Below are 16,837 nucleotides of genomic sequence, written 5' to 3'. Positions count from 1 at the left end.
CGATGAGGAATTTACTGAGAGCTGAGTCTTACTTTATAAAAAGGGATACCATGTTTAAGGGGATATCTCTGCTGTTTCTTATAGCGAGTCTGGTATTAGCGTTCTGGATTGGCAGTAAAGGTGGTTTTGAAGTCGCTAATCTCGCGGAACCCTTAACGATTGTAATGCCTTTATCCATATTTTTTTATTTTATTATTCCAATATACATATGTTTTTTTTCAACCGAAGGATTTGAATATGGGTCTATCAAAGTTATCCTTGCTTCAGGACAAAGTAGATTTATTTACATCACAGGGAAATATCTTTCTGCCTTAAAAATTATAGTATGGTGGATGTTGCAATTTACAGGAGTATTTTATCTCACGTATATGATAGCTGCCTTGATAATTGGGAATGACATCGGTAATCGGAATTTAAATGCTGACTTGATTCAGGTTTCTCGTGTACTGGGATTAAATATCCTTTATTTATCAGCTTATGCCACTCTAATTATTATGGTGGGCCTTATTATTAAAAGAACAGCCTCTGCGGTAGTTGCAACCTTTCTAATTATATTCGGAGACTTCATGATATCCGGTTATTTCCGTGATGCTTCCTCAACATGGCTAAGGGCGGTTTCAGACCATGCTTTAACGACGCAGGTTATGAAGTTTTCTGGAATCTACGTCGTTAACTCACAACATATAGTCTTGACCGGAGCAAAGGATTTTATGGAAGTGTTGCTGATCCCTGTGATTATCATAGCTATCAGTTTGTCTGTCACCTATATTTCGTTTGGAAAAAGAGATATTCATGCGTAGATTCGCAAGAGTACTGAAAGTCACAGAGGATTACTGTAATTATCGATATAATGTAAGCGTTATCTTTTATGGCAGTTCACTTAAATTAAAAGGAGATACGCTATGAGGGTGAGCAAAGTTTCTTTTAACCAGCTAGTGTTTATTTGTTTGGGGATTCAATACACGTTAATGCATTTGTTCTCTGCAGGCGAGGCGATTGTCATCACATCCATAGAGCTTGCTATATATATGATTTTTACAGTCGTTGGCCTAGTAGGATTTTTTATGAAGAGTAGAAAAGTGGACAGTGAGGCTATTTCCGGATTGGTCGCGTTATTCTTCAGTGTATTATGGATGGTGTCTTTGTTCTCACAATTTAAGAAAGAAAGCTACCCAGATGCCTTAACAGTAATTAATTCACTTGGGGTAACTACCGCATTACTTGTTCTTCTCGCTGAGTTTATCATGATAGCCAAGGCCTAGCATGAACATGAACCTGAGTCTTTATTACTTATAAAAAGAAAAACAAGACATGTCTAATTAAGACTTGTCTTGTTTTTTATGCATCCCCAGGAATGAAAGCTCACCTTGAGCATTTCGTTTAAATTCATATTCGGTATCATGCTTGGTATGATGGAATCTTGTTTCCGAGATCGGATAAAACGGAGTGACTTCTACATCATTCCAGATAAAATAGTAATCTTGGCCACTACGCTCTACACTTGCTTTGCAGCCAAAACCCTCGTAGGTTCCCATGTATTCTGCATAAAGGCTATCCTCAAGCGGAAAGGCTTGCGGAGAGGTCGGCACCCATACAGGTTCGCCAAATACTAATCCAGCTAGCGATTCCGTTAACTTAGTGACAGGGACGCAATCATAATTGGTCAACATGATGACGCTCGTTTGATCTTCCGGGTATCGATGCAGTTCACTTCGAAAGCCGCGGTAGGCACCGCCGTGATACATTCTTTTTCGATCAAGGCGTTCGTCCAAGAACCAACCAAATCGATATTTAAGATTACTGGAATGAAAGGCCATTTCCAAGGTGTCATGAGATACTAATTGATCGGAGTACAAGGCTTGATCCCACAGAAAAAGATCTGCAGCCGTCGAATACATCGCACCAGCAGACTGGATAGAGCTCATATCTATGTATTCTCCTTGAGTGTACTCTCCCCAAGAGGAATGATAAGGTGAGGCTAATTTTGAAATGATTTGATAATTGTTATAAACTCCTGTATTTACCATACCCAAAGGCTGTAATATAAAAGTAGTGATATAATCTTCAAAGGTCATCCCTGTAATCTTCTCTATAATCATCCCAAGTAAATAATAACCTGAGTTGTTATAGGCAAATGATGTGCCAGGCATAAAGGCAGGCGGCTGACTCACAAATAGCTGTAACATTTCCTGTGGAGTTAGCTTTAGCTTATTTAATTTTTGATTATATTCGGGTATGGAAGTGTAGTTGGCTATACCAGAGGTATGTCCCAGCAGATGAAGAATGGTGATCCCCTCTAGTGCATGGTGCTCAGGAAGATACTTTAGGATGGGATCATCCAGTCTCAGACGTTTTTGTTCTTTTAACATCAGGATAGCCATGCCAGTAAAAGATTTGGTAAGTGACCAGATCCGGAATTTGGTATCTAATGTGTTCGGGACCTGATGTTCAAGATTTGCATATCCGTAGGCTTTATGTAGCTTTATTTCTCCACGCTGAGCTATTAAGACTGTGCCGCTTAATGGCCAGCTTTGTTCGTATTTATCTAAATAGTGCTCCAGACGCTGGAATTGTATATCCACAGGTAACCCCTCCTTAAAGGCATATTCTAACATAATAATAAATTCTGTTGAAGCGGAGAGAAATCCATGAAATATGATTGTTTGATTATTGATGATGAAATTGAGCTTGCGGAGACCACCTGCGAATATTTTAATTTGTTTGATGTTCAAACCGCGTTTGTTACAAGCGCTGATGCTTGTCGGAGATTTTTAAGTGAGCATCAGGTGTCGATGTTACTCCTAGATATTAATCTAGGTGGTGAATCCGGCTTCCAGTTATGCAAAGAGCTACGTCAAACGACTGGAATCCCCATTCTATTTATTAGTGCCCGCTCCAGTGAGGATGATGTATTGATTGCGCTGGATATTGGGGGAGATGATTATATTCATAAGCCGTATACCCTTAGAGTGCTGCTCGCTAAAGTGAAGGCGGTGCTAAAGCGGTACAACAACGGCGTTGTAGCGGAGGTTTCTCTTCTTGAATCCGGACCCGTTCAAATTGATCCTGAACTCCGAAGGGCTACACTTAACGGTGTACCCCTCAAGCTGAAAACAATGGAATATAAATTACTTAAGTATTTGATTCAGCATAAAAATCGGGTAATCCCCAAAGAGGAGTTATTTACAGGGGTTTGGGGAGATGTTTTTGCGGGAGATGGCACCTTAAATGTACACATACGTCATCTTCGTGAGAAGATCGAGGAGAATCCTAATGACCCACAGTTCATCCGTACCGTATGGGGTATCGGTTATGCTTTCGAGGATAAATAGCTATGACTAAAAAATTGCTGATAACGCTACTCCTCATTATTCTCGCTGCAAGTATAACTCTCTTATTCCTGATTGTTAACTTGAAGGTGGAGACATCAACGGATCGAGTAGCTATCAATACCATCGTTAAGATTACGGAGCAGAATTGGGACAAGCTTGAACCGAAACTGTACAAGGAAAGTCCTTATGATTTCGCCATCATCGATACTTCAGGAGCACTTAAATATCAAACTGAAAATGCGGTTTCTGTTACGATTAACGAAGCTATCAATAATCGGGACACCGTAGTCGATGTTGTTGAGCAGGATAAGATAGTGGGTAAAGTGATTGTTAATAATGATTATCGTACGGTTTTTATACATATGAAACAACAATTTATACAAGTTTCTGTTGTGATGTTGCTTCTGCTTACAATTCTAGGCATCCTCTATATTTGGTTCCTGAATCGATCCATTCTTCGTCCGTTTCGTAAAATGCAGCTATTCGCGAAGCATATTGCAAGAGGTGATCTTGAAGTTCCGCTTGCGATGGATCGTAATCATCTATTTGGTGCTTTTACCGAAAGCTTCGATATGATGCGGGAAGAGCTTGCGGCGGCTAGGCACAGCGAATATCTGGCGAACAAGAGTAAGAAGGAACTGGTTGCTAGCCTAAGTCATGATATTAAGACACCTGTCGCTTCGCTAAAGGCGATTACGGAACTGATGCTATTAAGTGCTAGGGATGAGAAGACAAGCAGACAATTGAACACCTTATATTCCAAAGCAGATCAGATTGATCGTCTGGTCACAGATATGTTCCATTCCACCTTGGAAGAATTGAATGAACTAAAAGTCAGCTTAACGGAGGAGCATAGTCACCTACTGACCCAAATTATAAATAATGTAAATTTCTATGAGCGGATTTCAGCAGCAGCAGTGCCAGACTGTATCCTGACGGTGGATCCCCTGCGTCTGCAGCAGGTTATAGATAATGTGGTGAACAATTCCTATAAATACGCCAATTCCGAGACCCCCATCGATATTAAATTCGAGATTAGGGATCATTATCTGGAGGTTGATATTCAGGATTATGGTCCGGGTGTTCCTGAGGAGGAGCTGCCTTTAATATTCAATAAATTTTTTCGGGGCAGTTTGGCAATGAGCCAGAACGGTGCAGGTCTAGGTCTGTACATTTCTCGTTATATGATGCAAAAAATGCAAGGCGAAATTGTGTGTTCCAACCGGCAGAATGGATTTACTGTAAAGCTGTTGATTCCTTTAGCTGGATAGAATTAAGAATTCGCTAAGGATTGCACAAAGACATGTTAAGAACATTTAACGTACGATAAGGTTGCAATTACGAATGAGCCTGTGATTGCAGCCATTAAATTTCGCTTAGGTCTTTAATTTCTGTTATTAGTCAGCGTAATTAATGAGCATGAATGTAAATGGAGTGTTCAAGATGAGCGAAGTGAATCATAAAGTGCTGATGCAGACCCATAAGCTTGGAAAAACCTTTTCCCATGGAGGGACTCAGCAGCATGTTCTAAAAAATCTAGATCTGACCTTATATCATGGTGATTTCACGATTATTATGGGCAGCTCTGGATCTGGTAAATCAACACTGCTGTATGCCATTTCAGGAATGGATAAGCCGACACTCGGAGAGGTTTTGTTTGAAGGTCAAGAGATAACAGCGATGAGTAATGATCAGCTGGCGATATTCCGGCGAAAGAATTGTGGATTTGTGTTTCAGCAGATCCATCTGCTCGATTCGATGAGTGTCCTCGACAATGTATTATCAAGTGCTTTTCTTGTGCAAAAGGATAGGGTTGGGGCGGTGAAGAAAGCCAAAAAACTTCTCTCTGATGTGGGTCTGGATGATTCAGTTTGGGGCAAGTTTCCTGCTCAAATTTCTGGGGGCGAAGCTCAGCGGGCAGGAATTATCCGGGCCCTGATCAACAGCCCAAAGGCGGTATTCGCTGATGAGCCGACTGGAGCGCTTAATAGCTCAGCAGGAATAGGGGTACTGCGCGTCCTGACAGAGGTGAATAAGCAGGGGCAGAGCATAATTATGGTAACTCATGATCTCAAGACTGCACTGCGTGGTAATCGGATCTTGTACCTGCGGGATGGAATAATTGTTGGAGATTTGCGCCTTTCCCCGTATAGCGAAGATAGTGGACCAGAACGGCAGCAGCAATTACAGTCCTTTCTAACCGAATTGGGGTGGTAGGGATGAGAAGCTTAATAGGAAAGCTTGCTTGGTCCAATATTCGCAAAAGAAAGAGTGCAACGATTACGCTCTTCCTTCTGATTATGATAGCTGTGCTGCTGCTGAATATTGGCCTAACGGTCAGTTTGAAGCTTAATTCTTTTCAGCAAGAGAAAATCTCCAAGCTAAATACACCCGATATCACCGCTTATTTTCCTGTAAACGAGCATGTGAAGGAATATGAGTCTCTGGTGGAAAGTTATCCTTATACTGAAGCATGGGAGAATGAGTCGGCTCTTCTACTACCTGACGTAAAGATAAACTACGGGGGAAACAATACAGCTATCGCGTTCTTGATTCTTAATATGGATTCGCAGCGATCCATGGGACTTTTTAATACAACCTCTCGGTTGGAAACTGAAGATCAAAGTACAATTTACCTACCGTATATTTTCCACGGGGGCTCAGGTTATAACCTTGGGGATACGTTTTCGTTTGAATACGACAACAACAAATTCACTTACACCATCGGTGGCTTTACGGAGGAACCCCTGTTTGGGACATTGACGAATGGGGCTTTAAAAATATTTTTAAACGATGAAGGTTATAAGCAATTGGAGGCACGGCTTGGGAAAGAGGTTCAATTTAATTTTTTGTCTGTGCAACTTAACGAACGGGCGAAAGAGGTCAAGCTAGAGCAAAAGCTAAGTGAACAGATATTTGGCTCTGGAACCTCTAGTTCATTTTTAGTCATGCGTACCGATGTGGGTCTGGAGGGCAACCGTGTTTTTGTGAATATTTTAGCCGCCATCCTGATTGTGTTTGCACTGATTATGGTTGTCATCTCACTGATTGTGATCAGGTTTCAAATCTTCGGAAATATTGAGGATAACCTAACTAACATCGGGGTTTTGAAAGCGAACGGTTATACGTCAAGGCAGATCATATCCTCATTTCTCTTACAGTTCGTCTCAGTGTCTATAATGGCTTCCATACCGGGGAGTTTGATTTCCATTCTAGTCATGCCCTTAGTAGGTAATATGATCTCGTCTTCGGTTGGACTGTTGTGGCCGACAACCTTTGAAGTATTTAGTGCTTTGTATAGTTTGCTTATCGTTACGGTACTCATTCTATTTGTTGCCTACCTGTCCAGTAGAAAGATTCGTAGGATTACTCCGATAGCAGCGCTTCAGAGCGGACTTCTTACCCACAATTTCAAGAAAAATCATTTTCCATTAGCAAGTACTTCATTGAATTTGCAATTTGCCTTAAGTCTGAAATCTTTATTTAGACAGACCAAACAGAATTTTATGATTGTGCTGATCGTTGCAGGCTTGACCTTTTCTAGTATATTTTGCTCCATCCTTAATTTTAACTTTAAAGGGGATACTTCAGCCGTTTTAGATTTAGTGGGTTTAGAACGTACCAATTTGCAACTTGATCTAAAAAAATCTGACCATGCTCCGGGAATAATTGCTGAAGTTGAAGCTATGTCTGAGGTTCAAAAGATTTCCATATTGGAAGGTAGAGTAGCCTCTACAGATGATTCCAGCTTTATGCTCCGTGTATCAGATGATTATGCCAAGCTGGAAACGCAGACGGTCTACAAAGGTAGACAGCCCATTTATGATAATGAAATTGCGATATCCGGCGTAATTGCTAAAATGAAAAATAAATCGATTGGGGACGAGATTCCAGTTACGTTTAATGGGGTAACCAAAAATTATTTGGTAACTGGTCTTAGCCAGCAGATTAATCAGTTAGGTATGGTTGCTACCATAACAGAAGATGGAATGAGGAAATTACAGCCGAATTATTCCGTTCAGTCCATTAATGTGTATTTAAAGGAAGGGGAAGATCCTCAAGCGTTCATTCAAAAGCTCGAAGAACGTTTCCCTGGACAATGGAACGTAACGAACATTTTAGACATGTTAGAAAGCACACTTAGTACATTCACAGCAGCAGTATCTTCTATGACAGCAGTCATTACGGCAGTCACAATTATAGTCGTCAGCTTAATCTTGTACTTGGTGATTAAGACTTTGATTATGAAGCGCAAGCGAGAGTTCGGTATTCTTAAGGGTATCGGATACACCACCTTTAATCTGATGACACAAATTACGTTCAGTCTTTTTCCGGTGATTGTAGTTGGAGTAGTATTGGGGAGTTTAGCGGGTTATTTTTACTCGGATTCAGCATTTGTGTTATTGCTTTCAAGTCTTGGCATTTATAATGTTCAATTGGCGGTTAGTTTGCCTCAAGTGCTTCTACTGTGTGCGGTCATTCTAGTGGTTGCTTATGTGGTGTCTATGCTAGTTGCAAGGCGAATTCGAAAGGTCAGTGTATATGATTTGATTATGGACTAAGTATTTGAACAAGAAAACAACGAGTTGGAGATTGTCCATACTCGTTGTTTTTTTATTACATATTCATTCGTCCGTCATCATAATTGAATTGCCAATCGATGCCAAACTTATCTTTTAGACTACCATAACAGGAGCTCCAGAAGGTTTCTTGTAATTCCATACCTACTTTACCGCCTTCTTTTAGCTTATGAAAATAGTTCTTTATGCCATCCAAATCCTTACTAACTACCGAAAGACTAATGTTGTTTCCTTCTACAAAAGGCATTCCCGGAAAAACATCAGAGAACATTACATTACTGCCTTCGATATTTAAGCGAGTGTGCATAACTAAATCTTTGGCTTCTTCAGGAAGAGTGAAATTGGGATCGGGTGGTGTTTCACCAAAGGTCATGATTTGTGGACGTTCAGTGCCAAAGACCTCTGCGTAAAACTCTGCTGCCTCACGACAATTCCCATTGAAATTAAGATAAACATCAATAGACATTTTTTCACTCCTTAAAATTTGAGATATTTTGTCACATCCACATTGTATCATTTACCAGTTTATAAACAAATATTCTGATAGTCTTTTGAATGATTTTTATTTATCTACTATCTTCTAATAACAAATTGGATATGGTAGTATTCAATAAAAGGGATAATTTTCTATAAATTAAATATTATTATATTTATGTAAAATAATTAGAATTTTTCGTGACCTTAAGAGATAAGGAACTTGAGAGGAGGTGAGGGGGAGTTCAGGTGAGGCATAAAGGAGGTGACGAGTACTCTAAAGGAGTAATACCCGCAATTGTAGCATCGCGTGGCTATTAATAAATTATTTGCGAATTTATTTAATTGCCGAGAGGAGAATAATAATGACAAAGGCACTAAGCAAGCAAATGTTATTATTGCTTACGATTATGGCTTTAGTTATCACCGGATATGCTCCTTCTACCACGTATGCCAGTGAAGTACATGTTGATAATCCATTTGTAGGGGCTACTGCTTATGTTAATCCTGATTATGCCGCACTGATAGATACCTCTATTGCCCAAGTTACTGACAGCACTTTAATTTCCAAGATGGAGACTGTTAAGAAATATCCAACGGCCGTCTGGCTGGACCGAATTGCTGCCATTTATGGCGGGGCTGAGAACGGAGGCAGAAAAAGTCTTGAGGAAACTTTAGATGCCATCCTTGCGCAAAAGCAACCTAACACGCCGATAACAGCTACATTCGTCATTTACGATATGCCTGGACGGGATTGCCATGCTCTGGCCTCTAATGGTGAGCTGCCACTGACAGCAGCTGGCTTGACCACTTATAAATCTGATTATATTGATGTAATCGCAAGTATTTTTGCAAAGCCTAAATATAGCGATATCCGTATAGTAACCATTGTTGAGCCGGACTCGCTGCCGAATTTGGTGACCAACCTCAGTACACCACAATGTGCTCAGGCTAACTCAACGAATATTTACCGTGATGCTACACGATACACATTAAATGCACTCCATGCCATTCCGAATGTATATACTTACATGGATATTGGACACTCTGGTTGGCTCGGATGGGATACTAATCGTGGCCCCGCAATTGACCTTTTCACTTCGGTTGTGTCTGGCACTACAGCTGGACTTGCTAGTGTCGATGGATTTATTACGAACACAGCGAACACCACTCCGCTTGAAGAGCCTAATCTTCCTGATCCGAATCTTACGATAGGCGGTCAACAGCTTCGTTCAGCAAGCTATTATGAATGGAATCCGTATTTTGATGAAGCCGATTTCACAGCAGCTTTGTATTCTGGTTTTGTAGCAAAAGGCTGGCCTTCCACGATCGGCTTCCTGATAGATACTTCCCGAAATGGGTGGGGTGGATCTAATCGTCCTGATAGTGCGAGCGGAACAACCGTTAATGTATATGCGGATTCCGGTCGGATAGATAAACGCCTTCATCGCGGCAATTGGTGTAATGCCAGCGGTGCTGGCATTGGAGAAGTTCCTCAAGCAGCACCAGCAGGTTATGCAGCTTCGCATCTGGATGCTTTTGTGTGGGTGAAGCCTCCGGGAGAATCTGATGGCTCCAGCAGTGCAATCCCAAATAATGAAGGTAAGGGCTTTGACAGAATGTGTGATCCGACTTATACAAGCTCAAGCGGCACACTGACCGGAGCATTGGCTAATGCACCTGTATCAGGTCACTGGTTCCATGAGCAGTTCGTTCAGCTGGTGCAGAATGCTTACCCTGTGATTCCTTTGAGTAATGGAGGAGGAACTGTAGTTCCAGCAGCTCCGACCAGCTTGGTGGCGACAGCGGGAGATGCCAAAGTAAACCTGAGCTGGAGCGCATCAACAGGTGCGACTAGCTATACAGTGAAACGAGCGACTACAAACGGAGGGCCGTATACAACAGTGGCGGCAGGATTAACAACGACTAGCTACAGCAATACGGGCTTAACAAACGGAACAACCTATTATTATATTGTAAGCGCAACCAATAGCGTGGGAGAGAGTGCGAATTCTACACCAACGAGTGCGGTCCCTGTAGCGGTAGCAACTGTTCCAGCAGCTCCGACCAACTTGGTGGCGACAGCGGGAGATGCCAAAGTAAACCTGAGCTGGAGCGCATCGACAGGTGCGACTAGCTATACAGTGAAACGAGCGACTACAAACGGAGGGCCGTATACAACAGTTGCGGCAGGATTAACAACGACTAGCTACAGCAATACGGGCTTAACAAACGGAACAACCTATTATTATATTGTAAGCGCAACCAACAGTGTGGGAGAGAGCGCGAATTCTACACCAGCGAGTGCCAGTCCGCAAGCACCCGCAGCGGTTAATCTAACGTTGCAGTATCGTGCTGGAGATACGAATGTGACCGACAATCAGATTAAGCCTTATTTCAATATTAAAAATAACGGAACAACCGCTGTGAATTTAAGCGATCTTAAAATTCGTTATTATTTCACCAAAGATAGTAATCAAACGTTGAATGGAGTAATTGACTGGGCGCAAGTCGGGAATAATAACGTTCAGGTCGCATTTGCTAATTACACAGGTACGAACGCAGATACGTACGTTGAACTTTCGTTTACTGCTTCAGCCGGTTCCATTCCAGCTGGAGGCCAATCAGGAGATATTCAACTCAGAATTTACAAATCGGATTGGACTAATTTTAACGAAGCTAATGACTACTCCTTTGATGCTACTACAACGGCTTTTGCTAACTGGGATAAAGTAACGCTTTATCAAAATGATAGCCTCGCTTGGGGCATTGCTCCATAACCGAAGCTGGATGTAATGAAAAGAGCCGCTGGAATAATCCTAGCGGCTCTTTCTGTATTATTTAATTCGTTTCCCCAATAGAATTAGCAGCCATATGATACCGGCTCCTAGTATAGCATGACCGAGACCGGCGATATGCGGTAAGAAGCTAATATCAGTCCCGTTAATTTGCAGCATCCCGCGAGTAGCCATAGCACCGATTGTGATCAGGAGACCAATGTTATAGACAATATACCATGCATTAAATGATTTGGCCTCATGGATATTAAATAACTTGGCTAGAATCAAAGCAATAATAAAGAAAAAGAAGCCCAGTACAAGGATATGAGTATGAAGTGCAACTAAGATGGTGTTTCCTTCGAAATCATTCATTTTGGTAATTTCACGATAAGCAACACCTGCTATCAACCCAAGAATTGCATAGAAAAATGACGTGTAATACAATTTTTTCATGATCATGACTCCTTTGTGTTTATTGTTATATCGAAATAATATCATGGAAATAAGAACGCAATATGAACGAATGATGACATAGTGAATATTTTCACGAAATTGTCAAAAATGAATTTCTAACATGACCCACATAGTTTCTACACAATATTTATCTATAATAATTAATATGATTGAACCCACTGTTCATTGGAGTCAGGGTGTTCGATAGCACGGGAGGATGAATATGAGAAAAGCGGATTGGATCATAGCCATTCTAGTTATGGGAATGGGTCTGATGTGCATGTTGGTCTCAGCAAATTTTTTTCGTATTGATTTTTTCCGTATTATTAAGTAGGAGATGATTTTTTTGAAAAGAGGAGTATTTTCAGTAATCTGTGTAGTTATTCTGTCATTTGGAATTGGGACAGCGGTGTATGCTGCCGGAGTAGGTCCTAGCACTTTTAAAGAAATGTTGCCATTTATGAAAGAAAGACACCCTAACTTAGGTGATTCCGAGCTAGAGCAAATGTATAAGAGCTGCCATCAACAAGAGGGCGTTTATAATACTCGTGGAATGATGTGAGGCAATGTTGATGTAAATCAACTATAATGAACGTTTTTTAACAAGAACCCTTTGTTGCATACAACAAAGGGTTCTTGTTTATCTTAAGTTACGGGGTTTAATGCCCCTTGATACTCATACATTAAATTATCGATAATCTGCTGTACGGACAATATCTCTTTAATCTCGTGAACCCTGGACCCGGCAAAAACCAATCCGTTCTTAACATCTCCTCTAAGGGAAGTTAAGAGGGATTCCATGGTACAGAAGCGGTGCGAACATACCTTTAGACAATTAGAGCATTTGGCTATTTTTAATTTGGCATCATCACTGATACGATCTGTGAATTCATTGCGAATCGCTCTGCCATCTAGCCCCACTGTAGACTTAATTAGAATAGTATCACCTTGTCGAGCATCTACATACTTTTGCTTAAATGACAAAGGAGCATCACATTCATGGCTTGCTACGAAACGAGTCCCCATCTGAACGCCGGAAGCGCCCATTCGAAGGGCTTTTGCGATATCATCTCCGGTCAGAATCCCGCCTGCAGCAATAACCGGTATGGAAACGGCTTCTACAACTTCTGGGAGGATATCAAACATGGATCGTTCAGTGCCTAAATGGCCCCCAGCTTCAAATCCTTCCACGACGACTGCAGAGGCACCAAGTCTTTCGGATATTCTGGCCAATTTGGCGGAAGAAACAATAGACACCACAGGGGTGCCATATTCTTTCCCCCAAGCATAAATATCTCTGGAAATTCCGGCTCCGGAAATAATAAAGTCCACTTTTTCTTCCAAAGCAGCCTTCATTTTATCGGCAAAATCCTTCATTGCGAATAGTACGTTCACACCGATATATCCAATCCCTTTAGAGAGCTCTCTTGTTTTGCGAATATGCATTCTCAGTTCATCAGTGGTGATTCCTGTACCGGAAATGGTGCCGATCCCGCCTGCATTGGCTACAGCAGCAGCTAATCCACTTAAGGATATACCTACGCCCATACCACCTTGAATCACAGGAACCTTGGATTTAATATGCCCAAATTGGATTGTTGGCAGCTTCATATACGCACCTCTTTCACAAGTTGTAGATCGTTATACAATGTCTACTGGAGTAACAGCTATAAAGGTATCACAGTTAAATCATTGCAGATGTGACTGTGCGCATGCTCAAACTATGTTAAATATCATGTCCACCTTATTGGAAGGAGAAATATAGAAACCCGTTTATGATACAATAAATAGCAATATCATAAGGAGAGAAGGACAATGTATGGAGTTTGAATATTTACTTCGTGTAGTTGGAGCTGGAATTTGTGGAGTATTAGTAGGATTTGAACGTAAAAGCCGAATGAAAGAAGCGGGAGTTAGGACGCATTTTATTGTAGCTTTAGGTGCTGCACTTATGATGATCATCTCCAAATATGGATTTCAGGATCAAGCTTCTTGGTCCTATGTTAAACTCGATCCCGCACGTATTGCAGCGCAGGTAGTAAGTGGAGTGGGATTCCTTGGCGCAGGAATGATTTTCATGCACAGACACACCGTTAAGGGGCTGACAACTGCTGCGGGGATTTGGGCAACGGCGGGGCTAGGTCTGGCGATTGGTTCAGGGCTTTATATCCTTGGCGGAGGAGCAACGGTTATTATCTTACTCGGGCAAAAGATTTTGCACGGTCGATACAGTTGGCTGGCCTCACCGAAAACCCAACAGATTGTGATCTGTCTGTCTAATACAGAAGGAGCCGTCAGTCGAATCCAAAAGATACTTGAAGAAAAGAACATTACTATACTAAGCTTTCACGCTGAAAATAATAGTCTTGCCTCTGAGTTGAATTTAGAAATTATCGTAAAATATCCTGAATCCTTTAATTCTGTGAATTTGTTATCCCTAATACAAGAAGATGCATCTGTTAAGGCAGTAGATTTTCAATAACGGCTCAAGATGCTCCGTATCAAAGGTTGGTTGCTATAAAAAACTTACTTTTGATGCGGGGCAATTTCCATTTCACTATCAATCCGCGCATGATCCTACCCCTTTTTTTATATTCATATATACAAACCATCTGCTTTGATTGTTTATCTCAAACCTCTTGCTATTCTAATTTATTTTCCCTTTGAAATCAGGTTCTTCCTATTTATAGTTTTCGCACGGTCTATTACGAGATAAGATTTGGTTTTTCGTGTTATGTTTATGTTATGTATTGAATGATATTGTTAAATATTTCACATATTAACCGCTTTCATTTATTTCGAATAAAAAAATATGTCATTTATATTGACATACATTCAATGAGCCTTTATTATTAATCCCATCACTGGAGAAACTAAACTAAAATTAAATCAAATAATACATTATCGTAGCTTAATTGGCAAATTTTTTCTTATTTTTATAGTTTTATCAGCTTGATTAATGCACTGGAGAAAATAATTAGGAGAATGTCTGTGAAAAAGCACGATCAGGATTTTATGAAGCGACAAAACCGATTAACGGTCTTCGAAATCATTAAAAATCAACAGCCGATTTCTCGGGCTTCCATCGCCAAACAAACGGGTATGAGTCCTACGACTGTAAGTCGAATTGTTGGGGAATTAACTGAACAAGGATTTCTACTCGACTCGGATCAGGTATCGTCAGGATTAGGTCGAAAATCAACGTTGCTAGCTATGGTTGACGCTTCTGTGTTGTCAGTTGGGGTTGAATTGGATCGTAGTCTTATGATTGTAGGGATCGTAGATTTGCAAGGCAAGCTGCTCTGCAGCAGGCAATACCCGCGTACACCGGATGAGAGTCCTGACAAGACGCTGGAACGAATTAATGAAGCGATTGAACATCTGACACAGCAGCATGTGATTGACAGAACACGTATCGTCGGTATTGGAGTTGGACTTCCTGGCATTGTAAATAACGAAGAAGGTATCGTCGTCTTCTCGGTTCAGCTTGGATGGAAGAATGTGCCCTTAGCTAAACGTCTAAAGGAACTTACCGGTTTTGAAATTGCTGTAGATAATGAGCTGAAAGTAAGAGCTCTTGCAGAACACCTTAAAGGTGCTGCAGTTGGTTCCATCCGTACCGCACTATTGGGCTTCGGTCAAGGTGTTGGCTCGGCGATGATCCTCGAGGGAGAGATCTACCGCGGGGTGATGAACAGTGCTGGTGAAATTGGGCATACAACAGTGGATCCTAACGGAATGATGTGCGAGTGCGGGAAAGCGGGTTGCTTACAGACCTATATAAATATTAGCTCATTGTTGTCAGAAGCCAATCGGATTCGTCCGATTCGCACGATCGAGGAGTTATTTGAAGCAAAGGATGCAGGAGAGCATTGGGCGGTTCATTTGATCGAACGTGCACTCATGTATATGGCGATTACGATCAACAATGTCGTATGCATGTATAACCCGGATAGTGTGATCTTGAGTGGAGAACTCGTCGACAAATTCCCAGACGTTTATGAAGAAGTCGAGAAGCTCTATCTTTCACGCTTCACTTGGGAACCGCTTCGTGGATCTTTCTCCATTCATCGTTCGATGTTGAATGAGAACGGTGTAATTATCGGATCGGGCCTACTATCGCAGAATCGTTTTTTCGCATTGGATTAATAGAATTACATCGAGGGAGGTTGTACAGATGGGATTTACAACACTGGTAGAAGAATATCGCGGTGGCTTACTAGAGAATGTGCATTATGGTGCAGTTAGCGTAGTCGATGAGAAAGGTAACATCTTGTACAAAACAGGAAACCCGGAGCATATGACCTATCTTCGGTCAGCTGCTAAGCCGTTCCAAGCTTTACCGGTTATGAAGCGACGGATCGACGAAGTGTATGGTTTGACAAGTAAGGAAGCCTCACTCTTTACTGCTTCGCATCGGGGAGAGGCCTTCCACATTGAAGCGCTTGAATCTCTTTTTCAAAAAATGGGATTAAAAGAAGAGGGACTTCATTGCTGTTCTACATATCCATTGAATGAGGAAGCCAAGGCGGAGCGTCATCGGGCGAATGAGCCTACTCGCAAAATCTTTCATAATTGCTCGGGTAAGCATGCCGGGTTAATGGGTCTCAGCAAATATATGGGTTGGGATATAGATACTTATTATGAACCTAACCATCCTGTACAACAGGAGATCCTTGAGACCATGGCCTATATAGCTGAAGTACCGAAGGAATCCATTCCTCAAGGAATTGATGGTTGTGGTCTACCCATTTTCGCACTTCCGCTGCACAAAATCGCTTATTCATATTTAAAGCTAGCCTGTCCTGATTTGATCGAGGATATTGAAATACGCAACGCAGCTGCTGTGACTGCAAAGCTTATGAATGATAATCCGGTGATGATAGCAGATACGAAATTCGTCTGCTCAGAGCTTTTAAAGGATGATAATCTGACGGCCAAGGGCGGGGCTAAAGGTGTATATGGTATTGGTCTTCGTAAGGAACGAATCGGTATATCACTAAAAGTATCCGATGGCTCTGAGCAAGTCTGGCCTTGTATCATCGCATCGATTCTGGAACGTTTAGGCTATAGCAATCAAGCTACAATTGATCGTTTATATGCGCTCGTACCAAATACCATCGTTAATGATGGCGGTACTATTGTAGGCGAACGCCGAGCTGTATTCCAATGGGAAGTTTGATTATCAGGATCGAGAATAATCTTCAAGTCTCATGAA

At 41.5% G+C, this 16,837-nt stretch carries 15 protein-coding genes; 11 read left to right on the top strand and 4 right to left on the bottom strand.

Annotated elements, in window-relative coordinates:
- The first annotated feature begins 2 nt into the window (after window positions 1–2).
- Window positions 3–800 (top strand): ABC transporter permease, encoded by a 798-nt coding sequence (locus tag ACN6MV_RS20435; protein ID WP_042129360.1) that lies wholly within the window; start codon window positions 3–5, stop codon window positions 798–800.
- A gap of 102 nt (window positions 801–902) precedes the next feature.
- Window positions 903–1,262: a hypothetical protein gene (locus ACN6MV_RS20430; protein ID WP_042129358.1), complete on the top strand. Its 360-nt coding sequence runs from the start codon at window positions 903–905 to the stop codon at window positions 1,260–1,262.
- A 57-nt stretch (window positions 1,263–1,319) separates the two neighbouring features.
- Here the strand turns inward: ACN6MV_RS20430 and ACN6MV_RS20425 are convergent, their stop codons facing one another.
- On the bottom strand, window positions 1,320–2,582 hold the full coding sequence (locus ACN6MV_RS20425) for a serine hydrolase domain-containing protein (RefSeq protein WP_052414656.1): 1,263 nt from the start codon (window positions 2,580–2,582) through the stop codon (window positions 1,320–1,322).
- Between the two features lie 66 nt (window positions 2,583–2,648).
- Here ACN6MV_RS20425 and ACN6MV_RS20420 point away from each other — a divergent pair, with 66 nt between their 5' ends.
- The 4 genes from ACN6MV_RS20420 (at window position 2,649) to ACN6MV_RS20405 (ending at window position 7,894) form a co-directional block, all read left to right on the top strand.
- On the top strand, window positions 2,649–3,332 hold the full coding sequence (locus ACN6MV_RS20420; protein WP_076120751.1) for a response regulator transcription factor: 684 nt from the start codon (window positions 2,649–2,651) through the stop codon (window positions 3,330–3,332).
- Window positions 3,333–3,334: 2 nt separating this feature from the next.
- Window positions 3,335–4,603, top strand: a complete 1,269-nt coding sequence (locus ACN6MV_RS20415; RefSeq protein WP_042129354.1) for a HAMP domain-containing sensor histidine kinase — start codon at window positions 3,335–3,337, stop codon at window positions 4,601–4,603.
- Window positions 4,604–4,775: 172 nt separating this feature from the next.
- Window positions 4,776–5,549, top strand: coding sequence for an ABC transporter ATP-binding protein (locus ACN6MV_RS20410; protein WP_042129352.1), 774 nt, complete (start codon window positions 4,776–4,778; stop codon window positions 5,547–5,549).
- Window positions 5,550–5,551: 2 nt separating this feature from the next.
- Window positions 5,552–7,894, top strand: a complete 2,343-nt coding sequence (locus tag ACN6MV_RS20405) for an ABC transporter permease (protein WP_419884728.1) — start codon at window positions 5,552–5,554, stop codon at window positions 7,892–7,894.
- Between the two features lie 55 nt (window positions 7,895–7,949).
- On the opposite strand, the gene ACN6MV_RS20400 is transcribed toward ACN6MV_RS20405, so the two are convergent.
- The gene (locus ACN6MV_RS20400) at window positions 7,950–8,378 is read right to left on the bottom strand and encodes a VOC family protein (protein WP_042129347.1); all 429 of its coding nucleotides are present in this window, start codon (window positions 8,376–8,378) and stop codon (window positions 7,950–7,952) included.
- A 397-nt stretch (window positions 8,379–8,775) separates the two neighbouring features.
- Here ACN6MV_RS20400 and ACN6MV_RS20395 point away from each other — a divergent pair, with 397 nt between their 5' ends.
- Window positions 8,776–11,166, top strand: a complete 2,391-nt coding sequence (locus ACN6MV_RS20395; RefSeq protein WP_419886784.1) for a glycoside hydrolase family 6 protein — start codon at window positions 8,776–8,778, stop codon at window positions 11,164–11,166.
- 57 nt (window positions 11,167–11,223) lie between these two features.
- On the opposite strand, the gene ACN6MV_RS20390 is transcribed toward ACN6MV_RS20395, so the two are convergent.
- Window positions 11,224–11,619, bottom strand: a complete 396-nt coding sequence (locus ACN6MV_RS20390; RefSeq protein ID WP_042129343.1) for a DUF2871 domain-containing protein — start codon at window positions 11,617–11,619, stop codon at window positions 11,224–11,226.
- A 346-nt stretch (window positions 11,620–11,965) separates the two neighbouring features.
- On the opposite strand from ACN6MV_RS20390, the gene ACN6MV_RS20385 reads away from it, so the two are divergent.
- A complete protein-coding gene (locus ACN6MV_RS20385; protein ID WP_231573828.1) occupies window positions 11,966–12,181 on the top strand; it encodes a hypothetical protein in 216 nt (71 codons plus the stop codon).
- Between the two features lie 83 nt (window positions 12,182–12,264).
- Here the strand turns inward: ACN6MV_RS20385 and ACN6MV_RS20380 are convergent, their stop codons facing one another.
- Complete coding sequence (locus tag ACN6MV_RS20380) at window positions 12,265–13,230, bottom strand: NAD(P)H-dependent flavin oxidoreductase (protein ID WP_419884727.1); 966 nt, start codon at window positions 13,228–13,230, stop codon at window positions 12,265–12,267.
- 208 nt (window positions 13,231–13,438) lie between these two features.
- Here ACN6MV_RS20380 and ACN6MV_RS20375 point away from each other — a divergent pair, with 208 nt between their 5' ends.
- The 3 genes from ACN6MV_RS20375 (at window position 13,439) to ACN6MV_RS20365 (ending at window position 16,801) form a co-directional block, all read left to right on the top strand.
- Window positions 13,439–14,101, top strand: a complete 663-nt coding sequence (locus tag ACN6MV_RS20375; RefSeq protein WP_042129338.1) for an MgtC/SapB family protein — start codon at window positions 13,439–13,441, stop codon at window positions 14,099–14,101.
- Window positions 14,102–14,610: 509 nt separating this feature from the next.
- Window positions 14,611–15,768, top strand: a complete 1,158-nt coding sequence (locus ACN6MV_RS20370) for an ROK family transcriptional regulator (protein ID WP_042129336.1) — start codon at window positions 14,611–14,613, stop codon at window positions 15,766–15,768.
- A gap of 28 nt (window positions 15,769–15,796) precedes the next feature.
- Window positions 15,797–16,801 (top strand): asparaginase, encoded by a 1,005-nt coding sequence (locus tag ACN6MV_RS20365; RefSeq protein WP_042129334.1) that lies wholly within the window; start codon window positions 15,797–15,799, stop codon window positions 16,799–16,801.
- Window positions 16,802–16,837: the final 36 nt, after the last annotated feature.

The sequence above is a fragment of the Paenibacillus sp. B-A-8 genome, assembly GCF_048572915.1.
Taxonomy (GTDB): Bacteria; Bacillota; Bacilli; order Paenibacillales; family Paenibacillaceae; genus Paenibacillus_AQ.
This window is presented reverse-complemented; position numbering and strand designations above follow the sequence as displayed.

Coding starts and splice junctions, on each gene's coding strand:
- ACN6MV_RS20435 (WP_042129360.1), top strand. CDS start 3: ATGAGGAATTTACTGAGAGCTGAGTCTTACTTTATAAAAAGGGATACC.
- ACN6MV_RS20430 (WP_042129358.1), top strand. CDS start 903: ATGAGGGTGAGCAAAGTTTCTTTTAACCAGCTAGTGTTTATTTGTTTG.
- ACN6MV_RS20420 (WP_076120751.1), top strand. CDS start 2,649: ATGAAATATGATTGTTTGATTATTGATGATGAAATTGAGCTTGCGGAG.
- ACN6MV_RS20415 (WP_042129354.1), top strand. CDS start 3,335: ATGACTAAAAAATTGCTGATAACGCTACTCCTCATTATTCTCGCTGCA.
- ACN6MV_RS20410 (WP_042129352.1), top strand. CDS start 4,776: ATGAGCGAAGTGAATCATAAAGTGCTGATGCAGACCCATAAGCTTGGA.
- ACN6MV_RS20405 (WP_419884728.1), top strand. CDS start 5,552: ATGAGAAGCTTAATAGGAAAGCTTGCTTGGTCCAATATTCGCAAAAGA.
- ACN6MV_RS20400 (WP_042129347.1), bottom strand. CDS start 8,378: ATGTCTATTGATGTTTATCTTAATTTCAATGGGAATTGTCGTGAGGCA.
- ACN6MV_RS20395 (WP_419886784.1), top strand. CDS start 8,776: ATGTTATTATTGCTTACGATTATGGCTTTAGTTATCACCGGATATGCT.
- ACN6MV_RS20390 (WP_042129343.1), bottom strand. CDS start 11,619: ATGAAAAAATTGTATTACACGTCATTTTTCTATGCAATTCTTGGGTTG.
- ACN6MV_RS20380 (WP_419884727.1), bottom strand. CDS start 13,230: ATGAAGCTGCCAACAATCCAATTTGGGCATATTAAATCCAAGGTTCCT.
- ACN6MV_RS20375 (WP_042129338.1), top strand. CDS start 13,439: ATGGAGTTTGAATATTTACTTCGTGTAGTTGGAGCTGGAATTTGTGGA.
- ACN6MV_RS20365 (WP_042129334.1), top strand. CDS start 15,797: ATGGGATTTACAACACTGGTAGAAGAATATCGCGGTGGCTTACTAGAG.